The sequence below is a fragment of the Quisquiliibacterium transsilvanicum genome (assembly GCF_014202215.1).
GTDB classification, from domain to species: domain Bacteria; phylum Pseudomonadota; class Gammaproteobacteria; order Burkholderiales; family Burkholderiaceae_E; genus Quisquiliibacterium; species Quisquiliibacterium transsilvanicum.
This window is the reverse complement of record NZ_JACHGB010000003.1, coordinates 290,812-313,593: the sequence shown is the minus strand read 5'-3', so window position 1 is coordinate 313,593 and position 22,782 is coordinate 290,812. Positions and strand designations below refer to the sequence as shown.

The 22,782-nt window shown below is 69.7% G+C and carries 19 protein-coding genes; 12 read left to right on the top strand and 7 right to left on the bottom strand.

Translation table 11 applies throughout. The features are described from left to right. Positions 1 to 78: 78 nt before the first annotated feature. The gene (locus tag HNQ70_RS07975) at positions 79 to 1,644 is read left to right on the top strand and encodes a glycosyltransferase family 39 protein (RefSeq protein WP_183966098.1); all 1,566 of its coding nucleotides are present in this window, start codon (positions 79 to 81) and stop codon (positions 1,642 to 1,644) included. An 83-nt stretch (positions 1,645 to 1,727) separates the two neighbouring features. Here HNQ70_RS07975 and HNQ70_RS07970 read toward each other — a convergent pair whose 3' ends face one another. After that, a complete protein-coding gene (locus tag HNQ70_RS07970; RefSeq protein ID WP_183966096.1) occupies positions 1,728 to 2,516 on the bottom strand; it encodes an enoyl-CoA hydratase/isomerase family protein in 789 nt (262 codons plus the stop codon). A gap of 222 nt (positions 2,517 to 2,738) precedes the next feature. On the opposite strand from HNQ70_RS07970, the gene HNQ70_RS07965 reads away from it, so the two are divergent. The 10 genes from HNQ70_RS07965 (at position 2,739) to HNQ70_RS07920 (ending at position 13,855) form a co-directional block, all read left to right on the top strand. Further along, positions 2,739 to 3,977, top strand: coding sequence for a thiolase family protein (locus HNQ70_RS07965; RefSeq protein ID WP_183966094.1), 1,239 nt, complete (start codon positions 2,739 to 2,741; stop codon positions 3,975 to 3,977). A gap of 66 nt (positions 3,978 to 4,043) precedes the next feature. Beyond that, entirely contained in the window at positions 4,044 to 4,817 is a 774-nt protein-coding gene (locus HNQ70_RS07960; protein ID WP_183966092.1) for an SDR family NAD(P)-dependent oxidoreductase, read from the top strand. A 105-nt stretch (positions 4,818 to 4,922) separates the two neighbouring features. Beyond that, entirely contained in the window at positions 4,923 to 6,095 is a 1,173-nt protein-coding gene (locus HNQ70_RS07955; protein ID WP_183966090.1) for an acyl-CoA dehydrogenase family protein, read from the top strand. Positions 6,096 to 6,147: 52 nt separating this feature from the next. Beyond that, complete coding sequence (locus HNQ70_RS07950) at positions 6,148 to 6,741, top strand: TetR/AcrR family transcriptional regulator (RefSeq protein WP_183966088.1); 594 nt, start codon at positions 6,148 to 6,150, stop codon at positions 6,739 to 6,741. A gap of 314 nt (positions 6,742 to 7,055) precedes the next feature. Beyond that, complete coding sequence (locus tag HNQ70_RS07945) at positions 7,056 to 7,793, top strand: ABC transporter ATP-binding protein (protein WP_183966726.1); 738 nt, start codon at positions 7,056 to 7,058, stop codon at positions 7,791 to 7,793. Next, complete coding sequence (locus tag HNQ70_RS07940; protein ID WP_183966086.1) at positions 7,793 to 9,736, top strand: AMP-dependent synthetase/ligase; 1,944 nt, start codon at positions 7,793 to 7,795, stop codon at positions 9,734 to 9,736. The genes HNQ70_RS07945 and HNQ70_RS07940 overlap by 1 nt, the downstream gene beginning before the upstream one ends. 2 nt (positions 9,737 to 9,738) lie before the next feature. Next, on the top strand, positions 9,739 to 10,626 hold the full coding sequence (locus HNQ70_RS07935; RefSeq protein WP_246434839.1) for a branched-chain amino acid ABC transporter permease: 888 nt from the start codon (positions 9,739 to 9,741) through the stop codon (positions 10,624 to 10,626). A gap of 2 nt (positions 10,627 to 10,628) precedes the next feature. Continuing rightward, a complete protein-coding gene (locus tag HNQ70_RS07930) occupies positions 10,629 to 11,681 on the top strand; it encodes a branched-chain amino acid ABC transporter permease (protein WP_183966721.1) in 1,053 nt (350 codons plus the stop codon). A gap of 61 nt (positions 11,682 to 11,742) precedes the next feature. Then, positions 11,743 to 12,987, top strand: a complete 1,245-nt coding sequence (locus tag HNQ70_RS07925) for an ABC transporter substrate-binding protein (RefSeq protein ID WP_183966084.1) — start codon at positions 11,743 to 11,745, stop codon at positions 12,985 to 12,987. A gap of 76 nt (positions 12,988 to 13,063) precedes the next feature. Continuing rightward, a complete protein-coding gene (locus HNQ70_RS07920; RefSeq protein ID WP_183966082.1) occupies positions 13,064 to 13,855 on the top strand; it encodes an ATP-binding cassette domain-containing protein in 792 nt (263 codons plus the stop codon). Between the two features lie 42 nt (positions 13,856 to 13,897). Here the strand turns inward: HNQ70_RS07920 and HNQ70_RS07915 are convergent, their stop codons facing one another. The 5 genes from HNQ70_RS07915 to HNQ70_RS07895 form a co-directional block, all read right to left on the bottom strand. Then, a complete protein-coding gene (locus HNQ70_RS07915) occupies positions 13,898 to 15,118 on the bottom strand; it encodes an ABC transporter substrate-binding protein (RefSeq protein ID WP_183966080.1) in 1,221 nt (406 codons plus the stop codon). A 179-nt stretch (positions 15,119 to 15,297) separates the two neighbouring features. Beyond that, positions 15,298 to 16,158, bottom strand: a complete 861-nt coding sequence (gene purU / locus HNQ70_RS07910) for a formyltetrahydrofolate deformylase (RefSeq protein ID WP_183966077.1) — start codon at positions 16,156 to 16,158, stop codon at positions 15,298 to 15,300. Beyond that, positions 16,155 to 17,147, bottom strand: a complete 993-nt coding sequence (gene waaF / locus HNQ70_RS07905) for a lipopolysaccharide heptosyltransferase II (RefSeq protein ID WP_183966719.1) — start codon at positions 17,145 to 17,147, stop codon at positions 16,155 to 16,157. The genes purU and waaF overlap by 4 nt, the downstream gene beginning before the upstream one ends. Positions 17,148 to 17,315: 168 nt before the next feature. Continuing rightward, complete coding sequence (locus HNQ70_RS07900) at positions 17,316 to 17,522, bottom strand: zinc-finger domain-containing protein (RefSeq protein ID WP_183966075.1); 207 nt, start codon at positions 17,520 to 17,522, stop codon at positions 17,316 to 17,318. A gap of 20 nt (positions 17,523 to 17,542) precedes the next feature. After that, positions 17,543 to 18,463 carry a branched-chain amino acid transaminase gene (locus HNQ70_RS07895; RefSeq protein WP_183966073.1) on the bottom strand — a complete coding sequence of 307 codons (921 nt, stop codon included), beginning with the start codon at positions 18,461 to 18,463 and terminating at the stop codon, positions 17,543 to 17,545. Positions 18,464 to 18,695: 232 nt separating this feature from the next. On the opposite strand from HNQ70_RS07895, the gene HNQ70_RS07890 reads away from it, so the two are divergent. Continuing rightward, positions 18,696 to 19,907, top strand: coding sequence for an MFS transporter (locus HNQ70_RS07890; protein WP_183966072.1), 1,212 nt, complete (start codon positions 18,696 to 18,698; stop codon positions 19,905 to 19,907). Between the two features lie 102 nt (positions 19,908 to 20,009). Here HNQ70_RS07890 and glnE read toward each other — a convergent pair whose 3' ends face one another. Further along, positions 20,010 to 22,745, bottom strand: a complete 2,736-nt coding sequence (glnE, locus tag HNQ70_RS07885; RefSeq protein ID WP_183966070.1) for a bifunctional [glutamate--ammonia ligase]-adenylyl-L-tyrosine phosphorylase/[glutamate--ammonia-ligase] adenylyltransferase — start codon at positions 22,743 to 22,745, stop codon at positions 20,010 to 20,012. Positions 22,746 to 22,782 lie beyond the last annotated feature (37 nt).

Genomic DNA, 22,782 nt, shown 5'->3' with positions numbered 1-22,782 from the left:
GGCGCGCTCGGGGTCCGCGGCGATCATACAGAACGGGACTGCGGGCCGGCCGGAGCGGCGCCCGCTTCGAGGAATCGGATGGCCGAGGGTCGAGCATGGAGCCTCTCCTGGGGGCTGGCGTCGTGGAGCGGGCTGGCGGTTCTCTACCTGCTGTTCAACGTGGCCACGCAGCTGGCGGCCTCGCCGACCGCCAATTTCGACCAGGCGGAGATGCTGGTCCTGGCTCAGGAGCTGCGCCTGGGCTATACCGCGCAGCCGCCGCTATACGTCTGGCTGAACTGGCTGCCGGACGCGCTCGCCGGGCCCAGCCTGGCGCTGAACCTGGCGCTCAAGTGCCTGCTGATGGGGGCCAGCGTAGCGTTGAGCCTGGCCGCGCTGCGCGACGCCGGCGCAGCCCGCCGGCAGGCCCCGCTGGTGCTGGCAGGCTTCGCGCTGATCCCGGTGGTGATCTGGGAAGCGCAGCGGGTGCTCACCCACTCCGCGCTGGCAGTGGCTCTGGTGCTGGCGACGCTCTGGCTGGCGCAGCGGCTGCGCGCATCGCCGACCCGGTTGGGCTACCTGGCCTGGGGCCTGCTTGGCGGCGCGGCGCTGATCGCGAAGTACAACACGGCGATCGCGCTTGCCGCCCTGGTGGGCGCGCTGCTGCTGGCGCCCGGCTGGCGCGTCGTGCTGCTGACACCCCGGCTGGCCTGGGCGGCGCTGGGCGCGGCGCTGGCGGTGCTGCCGCACCTCGCCTGGCTCGCGGGCAACCGGTCGGCGGTCGGCTCCACGATGCGCAAGCTGGAGCGATCGGCCGATCCCTTCGGCTCCGTCGCCGGGCTCGCCGAGCTGTCCGGGGCGCTGGCAGCCTGCGTCGGCCTGATGGCGATCGTGTGGATCTCGGTGCGCGCGCTGCGGTGGCTGCGCCGCGCCGCGCCTGGCCCCGCCGCGCGCGGCCGCGCCGATCTCGAGCGCGGCGATGCTCGCATCCTGGGCGCCGGGGGCGCCGCGCACGCAGTGGCGCCCGCCGTCCCCGCCCCGCGCGCCGCGGCGCTGCTGCGCCTGGTTTCCCTCCAGCTCGTGCTCGGCGTGGCGCTCACCGCGGTCTTCGTCGTGGTTTCCGGCAGCCGCCATTTCGAGGAGCGCTGGTTGCTACCGGTTCTCGCGCCGCTGCCGCTGTGGCTGGCGCTGGTCGTGCGCCGCGCCGATCTGCGCATTGGAATGCTGGCGGTGGGTGCCGCGATGGCGCTGGCCGCCGCGCTGATGCTGCCGGGCCGCGTGTTCTTCGCCGAGCAGCTTGCGCGCGGCCGGCCGGCCGTGGTGAGCCTGCCCTACGTCGCGCTGGCGGCGGACATGCGCGCAGCGCACGGGGAACCGGTGGCGATCCTCGCCGACACCCAGACCCTGGGCGGGAATCTCCGGCTCGTCTTCCCCCGCGCGCGCATCCTGGTGCCGGGCGTCACCCGGCATGAAGCGCCGGCCGAGGGGGCGCTGTGGGCGGTCTTCGAGGACAGCGACTGCGAGGGTCGGCCGCTGACGGAGCGAGTGGGCGATCAGGGCCTGCTGCCCTTGCCGGGCGTGCCCTGCACGGTGCACGAGGCGACGCTGCTGCACCACCGGGCGCGCACGCATCGCTTGCACCTGCAGGTGTTGAGGGCGCGCTGAGCGTGCGGCCACGCCAAGCGCGGTCACGCCGAGCGCGACTGGCGGCGACAATACCGGGGCCGCAGGCCGGGACTCCGTTCTAGCTAGCGCCCGATGAAGCGCGGCTTGCGCTTCTCCTCGAAGGCGGCCAGGCCCTCGCGCATGTCGTGGCTGTGCGAATGCACCTCGCTGGCCAGCAATTCCAGGCGCAGCGCGGTCTCCGACGGCTGTTCGAGGCCGTCGTCGACCAGCGCCTTCATCCTGCGCAGCACGAGCGTGCTCTTCGCCGCCAGCTTCGCCACCAGGCGCTCGGTGGCGGCAGCCAGGTCGGCATCATCGACGACCTCGTTGACGAGGCCGGCTTCGACCAGCTGTTCGGCCGGCACGAACTCCGCGGTGAACAGCAGGTACTTGGCGCGCGTCGGGCCGATCTTGCGCGGCAGCCGCACCGAGCTTCCGCCGCCGGGCAGCAGGCCGTAGTTCGCGTGGGCGTCGCCAATTCTGGCCGAGCGGGCGGCGATCACGAGGTCGCAGCACAGTACAAGCTCCAGGCCGCCGGCGAGCGCGAGTCCGTTGATCGCCGCGATGACCGGCTTCGGGAACTTCTCGATGCGTCCCATGATGGCCAGTACGGTCTGCAGGAAGGCCGCGGTGGCAGCTTCGTCGCCGCCGACACTTTCCCGGACGTACTTGAGGTCGGCGCCCGCGCAGAAGGCGCGCCCGGAACCCGTCAGCACCACGGCGCGCACCGAATCGTCGGTCAGCGCCCGGTCGAGCGCTGAATCGATGCCGCGCACGATCTCCGGAGTGATCGAGTTCATCGCCGCGGGGCGATTCAGGGTGATCCACATCGCGCCTGCCCGCGCCTGCGTCAGGACAACCGGTTCGCTCATGTCTGCTCTCCTCTGGTTCGGCCTGAATTCCAGGCCATCAGGTTGAATTGACCAACGAGTAACTTATCTGTTTCAATGGTAGAACACACTTCGGAATATGGTATTCCCGGCCTGGCGCCTTGCGTGCGCTGAGTGGCGGAAACGACCCGCAGGCGGCGGCGTACGCACCCCGCTTGAGGGCGCGCCGCCGGGCCGCGAGCCGGGACGCATCGAGGAGCAGGAATGGAAAACGTCTATGTGGTCGGCGTCGGGATGACGCCGTTCGGCCGGCTGGTCGACCTCAGCATCAAGCAGATGACCCGTCACGCGGTCGAGGCGGCGTTGGCGGATGCCGGCATCGGCGCCGGCGAGCTGCAGGCGGCCTACTTCGGCAACGCGTCGCAGGGCCACATGGAAGGCCAGCAGATGATCCGCGGGCAGGTTGCGCTGCGCGCGATGGGCATCCAGTCGATCCCGGTGGCCAACGTCGAGAACGCCTGCGCCAGCGGCAGCACGGCGCTGCATCTCGCGGTGAGCTTCCTGCGCGCGGGTGAGGGCGACGTCGCGCTCGCGGTCGGCGCCGAGAAGATGTTCTCGCGCGACCGCGATCTGATGTTCTCGGTGTTCGACAGCGCCTGGGACGTCTCCGACGCCCAGGCGATCCGCGACCGGCTGCTGAAGCTCGGCGAGGGCGTCGAGGTTCCGCCCGGCACCACTTCGTCGAAGCCGTACAGCGTGTTCATGGACGTGTATGCGGCGTTCGCGCGACATCACATGCGCCGCTGGGGCACCACGCAGCGCCAGCTCGCCGCGGTCGCCGCGAAGAACCATCGCCACTCGCAGCACAACCCGCTGTCCCAGTATCGCGACGTCTACACGATCGACGAGGTGCTGGCGGCGCCGCCGATCACCTGGCCGCTGACGCTGCCGATGTGCTCGCCGATCTCCGACGGCGCGGCCGCCGCCGTGGTGTGCACCGAGTCCGGGCTGCGCCGGCTCGGCGTCGACCGCAGCCGCGCGGTACGCATTCTCGCGTGCGTGCTGCAGACCGGCAGCGACCGCGATCCCGACGACGCGGCCAACCACTGCACCGCGGTGGCGGCGCGGCGCGCGTACGAGCGAGCAGGCGTGGGGCCCTCGGACGTGTCGGTGGCGGAGGTGCACGACGCGACCGCGATGGGCGAGATCATCCAGGTCGAGAACCTGGGCTTCTGCGCGTTCGGCGACGGCGGCCGGATGGCCGAGCGGGGCGACACCGCGATCGGCGGGCGCATCCCGGTGAATCCGTCCGGCGGACTGGAGTCGAAGGGGCATCCGGTCGGCGCGACCGGGATCGGCCAGGTCCACGAGCTCGTCACACAGTTGCGGGGCGAAGCCGGCCCGCGCCAGGTCGATGGCGCGCGCATCGCGCTGGCGGAGAACGGTGGCGGGCTGCAGGGAATCGAGGAAGCTGTCGCCTGCGTGACCATCCTGGGGCGCTGACCCGTTCGGGGGCGAAGGCGCGGGGTGTCCGCGCGGGGCCGCCCGGCTCGCTGGAGGAGAGAAGACATGAAACTGGAAGGGAAGGTCGCGATCGTCACCGGCGCGGCGTCCGGGCTGGGCTTCGCGAGCGCCTGCGGGCTCGCGGCGGCGGGTGCGTCCATCGTGGCGCTCGACCTCGACGAAGCGCGCATGGCGCGGCTGCGCGAGCAGATCGAGCCGTCCCGCCTGCTGCTGTGCGCGGGCAGCGTCGCCGAGGAGGCCCATGTGGCCGCGGCGGTGGACGCGGCGGTCGCGCGCTTCGGCGCGCTGCACATCGCGGTCAACTGCGCCGGCGTGGCGGATGCGGCCAAGACGGTGTCCAAGGGCGAGCCGTTTCCACTCGCCACCTGGAACAAGGTCATCGCGATCAACCTCACCGGCACCTTCAACGTGATCCGCCTCGCAGCCGCGAAGATGCTCGGCAACGACCCCGGCGACGATGGGGAGCGGGGCGTGATCGTCAACACCGCGTCGGGGGCTGCATGGCAGGGCCAGGTCGGGCAGGCCGCCTACAGCGCGAGCAAGGCCGGCGTGATCGGGCTGACGTTGCCCGTTGCGCGCGACCTGGCGCCGCACGGCGTGCGCGTCGTCAGCATCGCCCCGGGGCTCTTCGATACCGCCATGGTGGCGGGCATGCCCGAACAGGTGTCGAAATCGATCATCGAGCGCATGGTGCTGTTCCCCGCGCGCATGGGTCGCGCCGAGGAGTTCGCCGCGCTGGTGCGCACCATCGTCGAGAACGCCTATTTCAACGCCACCACCATCAGCCTCGACGCCGGCGCGCGGATGAGCGCGCGCTGAGCGCGGCTTCGCCCGCAACCTGGCAGCGCGCGCGCCGCGCCGCTCGCGGCCAGCGCAGGGCGGCCGACAGGCGAACTACCGAATCGATCCGACGCAGGAGACAGGATGGCCCCGAGCCCGCAGCAATCGACGGCGACGACAGACACCGCCGACACCTTCCTCTCCGAGGAGGAGCGCATGGTCCGCGACGCGGCCCGCCGCGTCGCCCGGGAAGTCGTTGCGAAGACCGCGGCCGAGCGGGACCGCCGGCAGCAGTGGCCGCGCGACGAGCTGAAGGCGCTCGCGGATATCGGTTTCATGGGAATGCTGGCGCCCGAGGCCTGGGGCGGCGGCGGGCTGAGCTTCCTGCAGTACTGCCTGGCGATCGAGGAGATCTCGGCTGCGGACTGCGGGGTCGGCACCATCGTCCACGTCCACAACACCACGCTCAAGATGCTGTGCGACTTCGGCACCGACGCTCAGAAGCGTCGCTACCTGCCCGACGCGGTGCGCGGCGCCCGGATCGGCGCCAGCCTGCTGACCGAGCCGCAGGCCGGCTCCGACACCGCGGCATTCCGCACCTCTGCCCGCAGGGAGGGCGACGCGTGGGTGCTCGAGGGCACCAAGCAGTTCATCTCGAATGGCAGCGAGGCAGGCGTGGCCGTGGTCATCGCGGTCACCGATCCCACCGCCGGCAAGCACGGGTTCACGTTCTTCCTGCTCGACCCCGCCGACCCCGGCTACCGCGTGCTGCGGGTCGAGGACAAGCTCGGCCAGCAGACTGCGCACACCGCGCAGATCCAGCTCGACCGGATGCGGCTGGACGACGACGCGGTGCTCGGCGAGGTGGGCGGCGGCTACCGGCTCGTGATGTCGGCGCTGTCCGACGGGCGCATCGCGATCGCGGCCCAGGCCGTGGGCGTGGCGCGGGCCGCCCTCGACGCAGCAGTGCGCTACGCCAACGAGCGCGAAGCCTATGGGGCGCCGATCATCCGGCTGCAGGCGGTGGCGTTCAAGCTTGCCGAGATGGCGACCAGGGTCGAGGCGGCGAGCCTGCTCTACCGGAACGCGGCGCGGCTGGTGATGGCGGGCCGCCCGTGCGCGAAGGAGGCGGCGATGGCCAAGCTGTTCGCCTCCGAGATCGCTGAGCGCGTATGCTCCGACGCCCTGCAGGTGCACGGCGGCTACGGCTACCTGCGCGATTTCCCCGTCGAGCGCTACTGCCGGGACGTGCGAGTCTGCAAGATCTACGAGGGCACCAGTGACATCCAGAAGCTCATCATCTCCCGCAACCTCTGACGCGCCGGCCACGGCGCCCCGGCGCGGTCGGCGCCCGGCCGCGTGGCAGAACGTGGTCGTCAGCCGCGACGAGCAGTTCCAGCTCAAGCGCAACGCGCTGCTGCGCGAGGCCGCAGGGGCGTTCGCTGCGCGCGGCTACCACGGCACCTCGCTGGACGACGTCGCCGCCGCCCTGGGGGTGACCAAGGCCGCGCTCTATCACTACGTGCGCGGCAAGCAGGAGATCCTGTTCGAATGCCACATGCGCTCGATGGACCTCGGCGACGAGGCGCTCGCCTATGCGCGCACGCACGGCCGTAACGGCCTCGATCGCGTGACGATGCTCGCGCGTCGCTACATCGAGCTGATCACCGGCGAGCTGGGCCGGATGGCGGTGCTCTCCGAGTACGACGCGCTCGACGACCGGAGCAAGGAGATCATCGGCAACCGGCGCGACCGCTGGGACCGCGCGATGCGCGAGATGATTTCCGAGGGGGTGGCGGACGGCAGCATCCGCGCCGTCGATCCCAAGCTCGCGGTCTTCTACTTCATGGGCGCCGTCAACTGGATGACGCGCTGGTACCGGCCCGACGGCGACGCGACCGGCGCCGACGTCGCAGCGACGTTCTCCGACCTGTTCGGCGCGGGAATCCGGTCCAGGAGCTGATCCGCTGCGCCGCATCTGCCCGGCCGCCGCGACCGCTGAGGGGAATCCCTCCCCGCTTGCCGCTTGACGGGTTCTACCGGCGGGTTACTATTCCCACCGAGTAATCAAATTCATCTCGCACGCAGTCGGGGGCTCGTGGAAGCGCGGCGTCCCCCGGCGCGGATCGCCGGGGGAGACAGACTCGTGGACCGACGTTCTCAGTACGTCCCGGAGGCGCGCAGGTGACGGCCGGACGCGTCGTTGATTCCATCGATGCCGCGGCGTCCCCCGCAGCGCCTTCCCGGCCGGTGATCCTGGCGGCGCGCGGCATCCGCATGGCGTTCGGCGGGGTGGTCGCGCTCGACGACGTCACCGTCGAGGTCCGCGACGACGAACTGCTGGCGGTCATCGGCCCCAACGGCGCAGGCAAGACCTCGCTGCTGAACTGCCTGAGCGGGTTCTACCGTCCGCAGCGCGGCGGCATCGAGTTCCTCGGCAAGGACGTCAGCGGGCGTGCCACGCACGAGCTCGCGCGGGCGGGCGTTGCGCGCACCTTCCAGGGCACGCACATCTTCTCCGGCATGACCGTCATCGAGAACATCCTGGTGGGGCGTCATCTGCACATGCGCTCGTCGGTGCCCTCCGCGTTCCTCTACTTCCCCTGGACGCGCCGCGAGGAGACGAGGCACCGCGAGGTCGTCGAGGAGATCATCGAGTTCCTCGAGATCGAGACGATCCGCCATCAGCCGGTGGGCAGCCTTGGCTACGGGCTGCGCAAGCGCGTCGACCTCGGGCGAGCGCTCGCCCAGGAGCCGCGCGTGCTGCTGATGGACGAGCCGATGGCCGGCATGAACAACGAGGAGAAGGAAGACCTTGCCCGCTTCATCCTCGACGTGCGCGAGGCGCGCCGGCTGCCGGTCGTGCTGGTCGAGCATGACATGGGGGTCGTGATGGACCTCGCCGATCGCGTCGTCGTCCTCGACTTCGGCCGGCGCATCGCCGAGGGCACGCCTGCCCAGGTGCAGCGCGACCCGGCCGTGCTGCAGGCCTACCTCGGCGGAGGCGAACGCTGATGCTGGCGATGAAGACGCTGCCGCAGCACCTGCTCGCCCGCGGCGAGGCCGAGCCTGCGCGCGTGGCCCAGCGGCACAAGCATCGCGGCATCTGGCGCGAGTACACCTTTGGCGACGTGCTCGCCAACGTGCGGGACTTCGCCCTCGGCCTGTACGAGCTGGGGCTGCGGCCGGGCGAGACGGTCGCAGTGATCGGCGAGAACGAGCCGGAGCACTTCTGGACCGAATACGCAGCGCAGGCGGTGGGCGCAAAGGTGGTTTCGCTCTATCCGGACCTGACCGCAGACGAGGCCCACTACCTGGTCGACGACAGCGAGGCGGTGTACCTGGTCGCGCAGGACCAGGAACAGGTCGACAAGGCGCTCGCGGTCATGGAGCGGGCGCCGGCATTGCGGGCGATCGTCTACTGGGACGACACCGGCATGTGGTCTTACCGGCAGCCGGCGCTGCGCAAGTTCATCGAAGTGCAGGCGCTGGGGCGCGCGCGCCATGAGCGCGAGCCGGCGCTGTTCGGCGCGCTGGTGGCAGCCGGCGCGCCCGACGACATCGCGGTGCTGTCCTACACGTCCGGCACCACCGGCAAGCCCAAGGGCGTGATCCTCACGCATCGCTACCTGATCGACAACGCGCAGCGGCTCGCAGCCGGCAGCCGGGCGCGGCCTGGGCTCGAGTACCTGTCGTACATCGCGCCCGCCTGGGCCACCGAGCAGCTGTTCGGCCTGAGCATGGGGCTGCTGGTGCCCTTCGTGGTGAACTTCCCCGAGGGGCCGGAGCAGGTGCTGGACAACATCCGCGAGCTGGCGGTCGGCGCGATGGTGTTCGCGCCGCGTCAATGGGAAAGCCTGGCCGCGACGATCCAGGCCCGCATGCTCGACGCGGGCCGGTGGCGCCGGCGGATCTTCGACTGGGGGGTCGAGGTCGGCCGCCAGGTGCACGTGGCCCGGCTCGACGGAAAGCCGGTGCCGGCAGCGGCGCAAATGATGCTGCCGCTGGCCGAGGCGCTGGTGCTGCGGCCGCTTCGCGACCAGCTGGGGCTCACCCGCATCGAGGTGGCCGTGTGCGGCGGCTCCACGATGGCGCCCGACGTGTTCCGGCTGTTCCACGCGATCGGCGTGCCGCTGCGCAATGTCTACGGGTCCACCGAGATCGGCATCCTGACGATGCACCAGGGTGAGCGCTACGACCTCGAGACCGTCGGGCACTGGCTGGTCGCGCACCCGGAAGCCGGCCTTGCGCTCGAGTGGAAGGTGTCCGACAGCGACGAGCTGCTGGTGCGAGGCGGTTCGTTCTTCGGCGGCTACTGGCGGCGCGAGGACAAGACCGCCGAGCGGATCAGCGACGGCTGGTACCTGACCGGCGACGCGGTCTCGGTGACGGAATCGGGCGAGCTGGTGTTCCTCGAGCGCGTGGACGACCTTCGCCGGCTGCGCAGCGGCGAGCGTTTCCCGCCGCAGTTCATCGAGACGCGGCTGCGCTTCAGCCCGTTCATCAAGGACATCATGATCCTCGGCGACGAGCGGCGCGACTACATCGCCGCGCTGATCAACATCGACTTCAGCGTGGTGTCGCGCTGGGCAGAGGATCGCAACATCGGCTTCTCCACCTTCGCCGATCTGTCGCAGAAGGAGGACGTTGCGCAGCTGATTCGCGCCGAGATCGAGCGGGTCAACCAGTTCCTGCCGGAGCATTCCCGCGTGCGGCGCTTCGCGAACTTCCCCAAGGAGCTCGACCCGGACGAGGGCGAGCTCACGCGCACGCGCAAGCTGCGCCGGGAGTTCCTGGAGGAGCGTTACGCGGCCCTGGTCGACGGCCTCTACGACGGCCGCAGCGAAGTGCACCTCGAGATCCCGGTCACCTACCAGGACGGCCGCAAGGGAACGCTCGCCGCCACGGTCCGCCTGCACGACGCAGGCGGCGCCGGACAACCCCCGCAGCGAGGCTGAGCATGCTGATCGACTTCGTCAACTACGTGATCAATGGCGCGCTGATCGGCCTGCTGTACGCGCTGATCGCGATGGGCTTCGCGGTGATCTACCGCGCCTCGAAGGTGTTCAACTTCGCGCAGGGCGAGCTGGTGGTGTTCGGCGGTTTCGTGGTCTGGTGGCTGGTGGTCAACCTCGGGCTGCCGCTGTACGTGGGGCTGCCGCTCGCGTTCGTGATCGCCGCGGCCTTCGGACTGCTGATCGAGCGGATGTTCTTCTCGCGGCTGGTCGGCGAGTCGGTGTTCGCGATGGTGATGGTCACGATCGGCCTGCTGATCCTGATTCGCGGCGTGGTCCTGCTGCTCTTCGGGCCTCAGGTGCGGCCCTTCCCCATCGTGTTCGACCTCGCGCCGATCATCTTCGGCGAGATCTTCATCCCGCGTTCTCTGCTCTACGGCGGCATCATCACCGTCGCGGCCGGGCTCGGACTGTCCTGGTTTTTCGACCGCACCCGCCTCGGCCTCAAGATGACCGCGGTCGCCGAGGATCACCAGGTCGCGCTCTCGCTGGGCATCTCGGTGCGTGCGTCGATCGCGTTCGCGTGGATCCTCGGCTCGGTGCTGTCGACGCTCGGCGCGGTGATCTACCTGAGCGGGAAGTCGCTGAACTTCCTGGCGTCCGACATCGGGTTGACCGCCCTGCCGGTTGCGCTGCTCGCGGGCCTCGAGTCGGTGTCCGGGCTGCTGATCGCCGGCATCATCGTCGGCATCGTGCAGGGGCTCGCGGTTGCGTACCTAGATCCGTGGGTGGGCGGAGCGGTCGGATCGATCCTGCCCTTCGTGATCATGCTCGGCATCCTGTTCGTCCGGCCGACCGGCATGTTCGGCTGGAAGACGATCGAGAGGGTTTGACGATGGATCCGGCCGGCGTATTCGCAACCAGCTACCCGCGCGACCAGGCGCTGATCCGCACGCGCAAGCAGGCGGTCGCGCTGCTCGTCTTCCTGGCGCTGCTGCTGCTGCTGCCGCAGCTGCTGGGGCCGCGGCTGGTCGCGATGGGCAGCATGATGCTGATCTCGGCGATCGTCGTCGTCGGGCTGCAGATCAACACCGGGTACGCGGGGCAGGTGAACCTCGGCCAGGCCGCGTTCATGGGGGTCGGCGCCTACGTCGCCGCGGTGTGTGCAACGAAAGCCGGCCTGCCGTTCTGGCTGTCGATCCCGTTGGGCGGGGTGGCGGCCGCGCTCTTCGGTTTCATCTTCGGTTTGTCGGCAGTGCGGATCAAGGGCTTCTACCTTGCGCTGACCACGATCGCCGCGCAGTTCCTCTTCCACTTCCTGGTGCTGAACCTGCCGATGAGCTGGCTCGGCGGCTCCAATGGCCTGAGCATCGAGCCGGCGACCTTCTTCGGCATCCGGCTGGCCAGCGACAGCGCCGTCTACTACCTGTGCCTGGCGTTCGCCATGATCATGGTCTTCGGCGCCTACGGCATCGCGCGCAGCCGCCATGGCCGTGCGTTCATCGCGGTGCGCGACGACGACGTCGCGTCCGGGATGATGGGAATCGACGTGGTGCGCACCAAGGCGACCGCGTTCCTGGTCGGTGCGTTCTACGCGGGCATCGGCGGCGGGCTGTGGGCGTACTACGTGCGCTTCGTCGCGGTCGACCAGTTCACGCTGCTGCACTCGATCTGGTTCATCGCGATGATCATCGTCGGCGGCATGGGCTCCATCACCGGTGCGCTGATCGGCGTGTTCGTGATCAAGGTCGTGCAGGAGAGCCTGACCTCGCTGGGGCCGACCATCGTCGAGCAGCTGCCGTTTCTCGGCGGCGACGTCGTCTTTTCGGTGATGAACGTGTTCCTCGGCGGCGTGATCGCGGCCTTCCTGATCTTCGAGCCGCGCGGGCTGATGCACCGCTGGGGCATCCTGAAGAGGTCCTACCGCCTCTGGCCGTTCCCGTACTGACGGGGACCGGGGCGTGGCAGTCGCCGGCATTCGGCCGGATTCCATCACAAGAGGAGACAGAATGATGATCATCTCGAGAAGGAACGCGCTGGGTGTGATGGCTGCCGGCGTGCTCGCTGCGGCCGGTGCCGGCTACCACGCACCGGCGCTTGCCCAGAACACCTACAACGTCGCCGGCATGGCGGACTTCACCGGCCCCTACGCGGACATCATGAAGTCGCTGGTTGCCGGTCGCTGGGCGGTGCTCAACTGGTGGAACGAGGAGGTCGGCAAGGGCCTTGGCATCAAGGTGAACATGAAGGACTACGACACCCGCTACGACACCGCGCAGACATCGAGCCTGTGGCCTGGAATCAAGTCGGAGCTGAAGCCGATCGCCGCGCTGGGCCTGGGCGGCCCGGACTCCGCAGCGCTGCAGCAGCGACTGCCCGATGACAAGATCCCGCTGATGATGGCCACCGCCGGCTACGGTTACGCGTGGCGGGCCGAGCCCTGGGTGTTCAACCCCCGTGCCACCTATGCGCACGAGGCCGGCGCGTTCTACCTCTGGTATCGCCAGCAGAAGGGCATCACCGGCCCGCTGAAGATCGGCATCATCTCGTCCGAGGCGGCGCCCGCGTACGTCGACATCCACAAGGGCCTCGAGAAGTTCGCCGCCGAGAACAAGGACAAGATCGAGGTCGTCGAGACGGTGTACACGGAGGTGCAGCCGAGCGACCTCACCACGCAGGTCAACCGCCTGCTGCGCAAGGGCGCGCAGGTGATCAACATCCAGACGAACACCGCCGCAGTGGTCGCCACCAAGCGCGCGCTGCAGTCGCTCGGGCGCAAGGACGTTCCAATCCTCATGAGTTCGCACAACGGGCTGCCAGCCTCCGGCAAGGCCGTCGGCGGCCTTGCCCAGCTGGAGGGGGACTTCGAGGTCTACGGGATGGCAATCCCCAGCGCCGATGCGAGCGAGACCCGCAAGTTCTACGACATGCTGGTCGCGAAGTACAAGCTCACCGGCGGCTGGGACGTGATGACCATGATGGGAATGAACCAGATGCTCTTCACGGTGCGCGCGATCGAAGCCGCGGCGAAGAAGGTCGGCGCGGACAAGGTCACCGGCGAGGCGGTGCGCAATGCGCTGTTCGACAACACGATCACCAGCGCGCAGACCTTCGGCGTGCTGCCGGACCTGAAATTCACCAGGGAGGCGCCGTTTCCGCTCGGCGGCATGGCGGTGAACATCGGCACCGTCAAGGACGGCAAGTACACGGTCGCTGCGCAGAACGTTCCGGTGCCGACCGTCAACAAGTGGTGATCCGGCGGGCGGTCCGCGTGCGGCGGCCGGCGGCCGCTGCCGCGGCGCCGGGCCGCGCGCATCCGTGGAGCGCAACGTGCTGGTACTGAACAACGTCGAGGCGATCTACAGCGACGTCATCCTTGCGGTGAAGGGCATCTCGTTGCAGGTGCCCGACGGCAAGTGCGTGACGCTGCTCGGCGGAAACGGGGCCGGCAAGAGCACTACGCTGAAGTCGGTGTCGAACCTGATCCGGACCGAGGACGGCAAGGTCACGTCGGGCTCGATCGAGTTCTGCGGCGAACGCATCGACGGCCGTGACCCCGCCGAAATCGTCCGCATCGGGCTGGTCCACATCATGGAAGGGCGGCGGGTTCTGCGCCACCTGACGGTGGAGCAGAACCTGATCGTGGGCGGGCACATGGAGCGCTCCGGCGCCGAGGTGCGCAGGCGCATCGACGAGGTCTACTCGAGGATCCCCAGGCTCTCGGCGCTCAAGGGCCGGACCGCCGGCTACCTGTCGGGAGGCGAGCAGCAGATGCTGGTGGTGGGCCGCGCGCTGATGTCGAAGCCGAAGCTCATCATGATCGACGAGCCTTCGCTGGGCCTGGCGCCGCTGATCGTGGACGAGGTGTTCGCGCTGCTGGCGTCGCTGAAGGCGGCCGGCATGACCTTGCTGATCGTCGAGCAGAACACGCGCGTCGCGCTGGACGTGGCCGACTACGGCTACGTGATGGAAAACGGCCGCATCGTGCTCGAGGGGGCGGCGTCCGACCTCAAGGCCAACGAGGACGTCCGCGAGTTCTATCTCGGCCTGAACCTCGAGGGCGAGCGCAAGAGCTACCGCGAGGTCAAGCACTACCGGCGCCGGAAGCGCTGGCTGGGGTGAGGCGCGCGCCGGGCCGTCGCAGGCCGCCTGGCGCGCCGGCGCTCAGATGCCCGTATCCGAGATGATGTTGCCGAAGCGCTCCCAGCCCTTGCCGTTCCAGCGCTGCAGCTGCATCTGACGCAGGGGGTGATGGTTGGTGGGGCTGGTGTTGATCCGGATGCCGGGCAGCAGCATCGGGCTCTCCAGCTCCTTCAGGTTGTTGGCCTGCGCCATGATGCTCTTGCGGGAGAAGTCGCCGTTGCACTGCTCGAGCAGCTTGTGCAGCACGACCGCCACCATGTAGCCGTACGAGTTGTAGCCATCGACCGGATTGCCCTCCGGGAACCACTTCGCCATGAACGCCTTGTAGCCCTTCATGCCGGGGTCGTCGTTCCAGGCCGGGTCGCTCGGATCCTTCGTGTAGACCGACGTGACCACGCCGATCGCGCGCTCGGGGCCGGCCGGATTGATCGTCGCGGTGATCGAGGACACGCCGCTCGCCACGAAGTGCAGCGCCTTCCAGTCCAGCTCGCTGACCCGGCGGATCGACATCGCGCCGAATTTTCCGGTGACGCCCGAGATCAGCACTTCGGCCCCCGAACTCTTCAACTCGATCAGCTGCGAGTCGATGGTGGGGTCGGTGACCTCGTAGGACAGCGCCTTCACCGTCGAGTCGTACTTCGCGCCGAGCGCCTCCTTCGCACCGGTGATGAAGTCGCGGCCGAAATCGTCGTTCTGGTACAGGATGGCGATCTTCGAGTTCGGCTTCTGCGCGAGCGCGTGCTTGATGAAGATCTGCACTTCGATGCGCGAGCTCGGGGCGAAGGGCATCGTCCACGGGTACTGCTTGTAGTCGCCCCACTTGTCGCCGTTGACCGACAGGAACAGGTGCGGGACGCCGACCTGGTTGACGTACTTGACGATCGCCGAGTTCGGGCCGGTGCCCAGCTGCGAGAACAGGAAGGCGACCTCGTCCTGCTCGACCAGGCGGCGGGTCTGCTCCAGCGTCTTCGGCGGCGCGAAGCCATCGTCGTAGACGATGTAGTTGATCTTGCGACCGGCGATCCCGCCCTGTTCGTTGAGCATCCTGAAGTAGGCCACCTGGGCCTTGTTGATCGTGCCCAGTGCCGAGACCGGCCCGCTGAACGAGGTGGTCGACCCGATGCGCAACTCGGTGGCGGCGACGCCCGGGGTGGCCTGGGCGCGGGCGGTGAGCGGGACGGCGGCGGACGCGGCGGCAGCGAGCGCGCCGGTCACGAAGGTACGGCGGTTGAGCGAAGCCATGCTTGTCTCCTGGTGGATCGGGCCCGGACCTCCGCGCAGCCGAGGGCTGAGCGGCAGGCGTCTGGAAACCCAGTCTCCTCCGCGGGAACGGGGCCTGCAAGAGCCCGCAGTTCCTCAGGGGGCTCCACCCCGACATGACCTCACCCGGCCTGGACGCCGGCCCCACCTTTGCCCGCCGGCTAGCGGAACACCACCGTCCGGTGCCCGTTGATCAGCACCCGCCGCTCGACGTGCCATTTCACCGCGCGCGCCAGCACGACGCTCTCGACGTCATGGCCGATCGCGGCCAGCGTGTCCGGCGTCATCGCGTGGTCCACGCGCTCCACGTCCTGCTCGATGATCGGGCCCTCGTCCAGGTCGGGGGTCACGTAGTGCGCGGTGGCGCCGATCAGCTTCACGCCCCGGTGGTGCGCCTGGGCGTAGGGCTTGGCGCCCTTGAAGCTGGGCAGAAAACTGTGGTGGATGTTGATCGCCCGGCCTTTGAGCGCCTCGCACAGCCCGGGCGACAGGATCTGCATGTAGCGGGCCAGTACCACCAGGTCGATGCGCTCGCGCTCGATCAGTTCCAGCACCTTGGCCTCCTGGTCCGCCTTGGTCGCGGGCGTCACAGGCAGGTAGAAGTAGGGGATCCGGTAGCCGTGGGCCAGCGGCTGGAACTCGGTGTGATTCGACACGATGGCCGGGATCTCGATGTCCAGCTGCCCGGAAGACCGGCGAAAGAGCAGGTCGTTCAGGCAGTGGCCGAACTTCGACACCATCAGCATCACCCGCGGTCGCACGCGCAGGTCGCTGATGTGCGCATCCATCCGGAATCGCTCGGCGATTTGCGCGAACTCCTGCTGCAGGCGGGCCAGGTCGAAGGATTCGGGCGCGGAGAAGTGCACCCTCAGGAAGAACAGGCCGGTGCTGGCGTCGCCAAACTGCGCCGAATCGATGATGTTGCAGCCGCGTTCGAAGAGAAAGCCGGTGACGTGGTAGACGATGCCGGTGGTGTCGGGGCAGGACAGGGTGAGGATGTACTCGGGGGCTGCGGCGGTCATCTGGGCGGGCGAGTGGCGGTTTCGTGTCGCATCGCCTGCTTGAGCGATTCGAACACGGTTGCGGGGGAGATCCGGTTCAGGCAGTCGAGGTGGCCCAGCGGGCACTCCCGCTCGAAGCACGGGCTGCATTCTAAATGCAGCCACTCGACGCGCGCCTTGGGCGAACGCGGCGGGGTGTGCCGCGGGTCGCTGGAGCCGAACACCGCGACCTGGGGGCGACCGTAGGCGGCTGCCACGTGCATCAGTCCGGAATCGTTGGAGACCACGCCGATGGCGCCGGAAATCAGCGCCAGGGCCTCGGACAGGCCCGTCTCGCCGCACAGGTTGAGCAGCGGCTGGCCCGAGAGCGCGGCGATCTCGGTGGCCAGCGGCCGCTCCTTGGCGGAGCCCAGCAGCAGGATTGCGGCCTCCGGCCATTCCTCGGCGGCCAGCGCGGCCAGTGCGGCGTAGTGCCGGGCGGGCCAGCGCTTTGCCGGGCCGTACTCGGCGCCGGGGCAGAGCACGATCAGGGGGTCGTCGTCGGACAGTCCCAGCCGCTCGCGCGCCGCCTGCTCGGCGGCAGAATCGCGCTGAAGCACCGGGTCCGGAGCCGGCGGCAGCCTGCTGCCGGGCTCGAAGGCCAGCCTGGAGTAGAAGTCGACCATCGGCGGCCGGTGCTCGCCGCGGTCTTCGTGCATCCGGTTGATCAGCCAGTAGCGGGCTTCGCCGCGATGGCCGATCCGCTGCGGGATGCCGGCCAGGAAGGGCGCCAGCGCCGACTTCATCGAATTGGGCAGCACGTAGCAGCGGTCGTAGCCGCGGGTCCGCAGCCGCTTAGCCAGGCGCCAGCGCTCGGACAACTGGGCCTTTCCGTGGGCGTTGGCGACCTCGATCAGCTCGGCGACGCCGGCCATCGCGCCGAACACCGGCGCCACGTGCGGCGGCGCAAGGACGTCGATCCGGCCGCCGGGATCGGCGCCGTGGATGCACGCCACCAGCGGCTGCGCCATCACGGCGTCGCCGATCCAGTTGGGGGCCACGATCAGGGTGCGCAAGGGAAATCCGCTTCGAAGCCGGCGGGCGTGCCTGTGTCGCAGACGATTGTCGCGCAGATCACGGTCCGCGTGGGTACGAAGCGTCCTCCGTGCGTCGACGGCAGGCGCCGCCGACGCTGGGGCTCAGTGATGCCCCTTGACCACCGCACCCGGCTTCAGGCGGTAGACCGTGCCGCAGTAGGGGCAGCTGCCTTCGCCCTCGTGGGTGACGTCGATGTACACCCGGGGATGCCCGCTCCAGATCGGCATCTTCGGGTTGGGGCAGAACGCGGGCAGTTCGTCGCCGTCGAGTTCGACGGCGTCGATCGCCTTGCTGGTGTTATCGGTCATGTTCCGGACTCCACGCGGGCTCAGACCGGCGCCAGCCAGTGCCGGTAGCGATCCGCCTTGCCTGCGACCACGTCGAAGAACATCGATTGCAGCTTCTCGGTGACCGGGCCGCGGCGGCCCTCGCCGATCTGGCGGTCGTCGAGTTCGCGGATCGGGGTGACCTCGGCGGCGGTGCCGGTGAAGAAGGCCTCGTCGGCGCAATACATCTCGTCGCGGGTGATGCGCTTCTCGATCACCTCGATGCCCATGTCACGGGCCATCGTGATGACGGAGTCGCGGGTGATGCCGTCCAGGCAGGAGGCGAGGTCAGGCGTGTAGAGCTTGCCGTTCCTGACGATGAAGACGTTCTCGCCCGAGCCCTCGGACACGTAGCCGTCGGTGTCGAGCAGCAGCGCCTCGTCGTAGCCGTGGGCGGTGACCTCCTGGTTGGCCAGGATCGAGTTGATGTAGTAGCCGCTCGCCTTGGCGCGCACCAGCGACACGTTGACGTGGTGCCGGCTGAACGACGAGGTCTTGACCCGGATGCCCTTGGCGATGCCGTCCTCGCCGAGATAGGCGCCCCATGGCCAGACAGCCACTGCGACGTGGATGGTGTTGCCCTTGGCTGACACGCCCATCTTCTCGGAGCCGATCCAGATGATCGGGCGGATGTAGCAGGACTCGAGCCCGTTCTGGCGGACCGTGTCCTTCTGCGCCTGCATCAGCACGTCGTACGTGAAGGGCACGTTGATCTGGAAGATCTTGGCCGAGTTGAGCAGCCGGCGGGTGTGCTCCTCGAGCCGGAAGATCGCGGTGCCGGCGGTGGTCTGGTAGGCACGCACCCCCTCGAAGACGGCCATGCCGTAGTGCAGCGAGTGGGTCAGGACGTGCAGCTTGGCTTCGCGCCAATCGACCATCTTGCCGTCGAACCAGATCAGTCCGTCGCGGTCGGCCATCGACATGAGGAGGCTCCTTGTGGAATCGTGGCCGGGGCCCTGTGGCCCCGGAAGCGCCGGGCGTTCGGCCCGGAACCCGCGATTTTATCCAATCCGCGGCGCCTGCTGGGCGCAGCGCGCGTCGCAGATGCCCGCAGATGCCCGCAGGCGGACCGATCCGCCGCTGCTAGACTGCCGCGCAAGGCCGACCTGCGGCCTGCGGCGGCCGGTCCCTGGATCCGGTGTCCACGGGAAACCCATGCTCGCTTCGCTGCGTCCGCAACTCGCACTGCTGATCGGCCTGCAGGCGCTGCTGCTCACCAACAACGTCACGCTGATCGCGGTCAACGGCCTGGCCGGGCTGGCCATTTCGAGCAATCCCCTGCTGGCCACGCTCCCGGTCACCGGTTACGTGCTTGGCGGCGCCGTCTGGGCGATGCCTGCAGCCGCCTTCATGAACCGCTTCGGCCGGCGCGCCGGCTACACGGTGGGCTCCCTGGTGGCGATCGCCGGGGCGCTGCTGGGCTGGTATGCGCTGACGGTGAAGAGCCTGCCGCTGCTTTGCCTGGCCACCTTCGTGTGCGGTCTGTACAACGCCTTCGGGGCGAGCCTGAGATTCGCCGCGGCTGATGCGGCCGACACCTGGCGCCCGGGCTTTCGCGCGAAGGCGATCTCGCTGGTGCTGGCCGGCGGCATTGCCGGCGGGGTGCTGGGGCCCGAGATCTCGAAGTGGTCGCGCGAGTGGCTGCCCACGGCCTTCGCGGGCACCTACCTGACCCTGGTGGGCTTCGCGCTGCTCTCGCTGATGCTGGCGCAGTTCCTGAGGCTGCCGCGGATCGAGGTGGCCGTCGGCAGTGGACCCGCCCGCCCGCTGCGCGAAATCGTCCGCCAGCCCGCCTGTGCGGTGGCGATCCTGTCCGCGGCGCTGGGCTACGGAGTGATGAACCTGCTGATGGTGGCGACGCCGCTGGCGATGGAGGTGTGCCGCCTGCCCTACGCTTCAGCGGCCTTCGTGATCGAGTGGCACGTGATCGGCATGTTCGCGCCCGGCTTCTTCACCGGCAGCCTGATCGCGCGTTTCGGCGCGCTGCCGGTGATCGCTGCCGGCTGCCTGCTGATGCTGGGCTGCGTGGCGATCGCGCTCTCGGGCGTCGAACTGATGCAGTTCCTGGCCGCGCTGTTCCTGCTGGGCGTGGGCTGGAACTTCATGTACACCGGCGGTACCACGCTGCTCACCATGAGCTACCGTCCCGCGGAGAAGGCACGGGTGCAGGGCTTCGTGGACCTGTGCGTGTTCTCGGTGATGGTGAGTTCTTCGGCCTCGTCGGGCGCGCTGCTGTTCGTCAATGGCTGGACCATGCTCAACCTCCTGTCGCTGCCGGTGGTGCTGGTCGTGCTCGCGGCGGTGCTCTGGCTGGGGGCTCGGCAGGGCTGGTCGCTGGGCCGCGCGGGAGCTGTCGCGCGGGCCTGAATCCCGCATCGCCGCCGCCCCGCCGCCGCCCCGCCGCCGCCCCGTCGCGCCGAAGGCCAGGCCGCCGCCTTCGGCCTGCAGTGGCCGGCGGTGCTGCGGCCCTCAGCGCGCCTCCAGCACCGCGCTCCAGAGCGCGCGGACGTCCTGCCGCATTGCGCCCACCGTCTCGGGCGGCACGCGGGCGAAGGATGCGTCGTTCAGGCGCACCGTGTGCTGCAGTTCGCGGAACTGCCGGTAGGCGTGCGCCACCCGCTCCGCGAGCCCGGCGTCGATCAGCCCGGCCGCGCCGGCGCGGCGCAGCAGCGCAATGTTCCCGGCGTTGTCCAGCAGCTCCGGGTGCCGGTGCGAATGCGCCAGCACCAGGTACTGGACGACGAACTCGATGTCGACCATTCCGCCGGCGTCGTGCTTGAGGTCGAACAGGGCGGTGCGATTCGGGTGCCCCTCGTGCATCTTTCGGCGCATCGCCACCACCTCATCGCGCAGCGCGGCCGGCTCCCTCGGCCGCGCCAGGATTGCGCGCCGCTCGGCCTCGAAGGCCGCGCCGATCTCCGTATCCCCGGCGGCGAAGCGGGCGCGGCTCAGCGCCTGGTGCTCCCAGACCCAGGCCGACTCGCGCTGGTAGGTCTGGAAGGCCCCGAGGCTGGACACCAGCAGGCCGGCATTGCCGTTCGGGCGCAGGCGCAGGTCGATCTCGAAGAGCTGGCCGGCTGCGGTGCGGGCCGACAGCCAGGTGGCCAAGCGCTGCGACAGCATCGAGTAGGCCTCGGGCGCGCGCTCGTCCTCGTCCTGGTGGATGAACACCAGGTCGAGGTCGGAGGCGTAGCCCAGCTCCTTGCCGCCGAGCCGGCCGTAGGCGATCGCCGCGAAGCGCGGCCGCTCCCGGTGGCGCTGGCGCACCAGCGGCCAGCACTCGTCGATCGCGACCTGCAGGACCCGGTCGGCGAGCTCGCTGAGGTGGTCGGAGACCCGCTCCACGCTGTGCAGCCCCTCGAGGTCCTGCACCAGCAGCCGGAACACCTGCGCGTGATGGGCCTCGCGCGCGACGTCCATCCGCCGCTCGACGTCCGGCTGGCCATTGAGCGTGGCGGCGGCCAGCGCCTCGCGCACCCCCTTCTCCCAGGCGGCATAGTCGGTGACCTCGAGCAGTTGGCCGTCGAGCAGCTCGTCGAGCAGGATCGGATGCCGGGTCAGGTAGTCGGCCGCCCATTTGGCACGGCCCAGCAGCTTGAGCACCCGAGACTGCGCCTGGGGGTACTGGGCGAGCAGCGCGATGTAGGCCGGGCGCCCGAGGACCGCCTCGATTAGGTCGATCAGGCGCAGCAGCGCGCGCTCCTCGCAGCCCTGCGTGCCGGCGCGGGCCAGCAGCGTCTCGATCGCGGCGCGGGTCTCCTCGCGCGCGCCTCGATAGCGTGGCGCCTCGCGCAGCGCCTCGATGCGCCGCCCGACGTTCTCCGAGACTGCTGCCGCAGCGGCGGCAGCAGTCTCGTCCATCGGCTCGGCCTCCGGGGCACGCAGCAGGTCGTCGAACACGCGCTGCACTTCGGCGCGGGCCCGGTCGAGCGCCGGCTCGAAGGCCTCCGGGGACAGGCCCAGCATCTGCGCGACCAGCGCGCGCTCCTGCGGATCGGCGGGCAGGCGGTGCGTCTGAGCGTCCTCGCGGAACTGGATCGCATGCTCGGTGCGCCGCAGCAGCACGTAGGCCTCTGCCAGGGCACGGGCATCCGCCTCCGCGAGAATGCCGCGTTCGGACAGCGAAGCCAGGGTGGCCAGGGTGCGGCGGTCCCGCAGGCCGGGGTCGCGTCCGCCACGCACCACCTGGAACAGCTGGGCGGTGAACTCGATCTCCCGGATGCCGCCGCGGCCCAGCTTGACGTCGATGCTGCCCGAGTTGCGCACGCTGCGGCGCCGGACCTCGGCGCGGATCAGCTCGTGGAGCTCGCGCAGCGCGTCGAAGGCGCGGAAATCGAGGTAGCGACGGTAGACGAAGGGGGTGACGATCGATTCCAGCATGCGCTCGTCGCGCGCGCGCGCGCCGTCGCCCGCCATCCCTGAGTCGGCGATCACCCGGCCCTTGAGCCAGGCGAAGCGCTCCCACTCGCGGCCCTGCGAATAGAAGTAGTCCTCCAGCATCGGCAGCGAGGCGACCAGCGGTCCCGAATCGCCGTTGGGCCGCAGGCGGGTGTCCACCCGGAACACGAAGCCGTCCTGCGTGGGGTCGGCAAGCAGCTGGATGGTCCGGCGCGCAAGCCGGTGCATGAACTCGGCGCTCGGCAGCCGGCGCCGGGTTCCGCCGTCGGCATCGGGCAGGCCTTCGGTTTCGCCCGCCTCCCGGAAGATGAAGACGAGGTCCAGGTCGGAGGACACGTTGAGCTCGTCGGCGCCGCCCTTGCCCATCGCCACCGCAAGCAGGTCCTGCGGCTGGCCGGAGCCGTCGAGCGGGCGGCCGAACTGCGCCGAAAGCTCGGCCGCGGCCTGCCGCATCGCTTCGCGCGTGACCGCCGTCGCGAAGGCGGTCATCGCGGTGCACACCTCTTCGAGCGGCGCCAGGCCACGGATGTCGCGCTCGGCCAGCGCCATCATCAGGCACTGGCGCACCCGGCGCAGCCCCCGCGCCACTGCGGGGCCGCCGGCCGACGGGTCGCCGACGCGGGCTGCCTCCTCGCGGGCCGGGCGCAGCGCATCGGTCACCGCGGACTCGATCCGGGCGGAGTCGATCGGCGCCGAGATCAGCGCATCGACCAGGCCGATGCCGTCCGGGGAGTCGGCGCCGCGCGCCTGGAGCGCCGCCAGGGAACGTCGGAAATAGCCGGAGAAGGCTTCTGCGCGGTAGGTCATCGTGGCCTGTTCGCGCGCGGCGTCGCCGCGCGGCCTG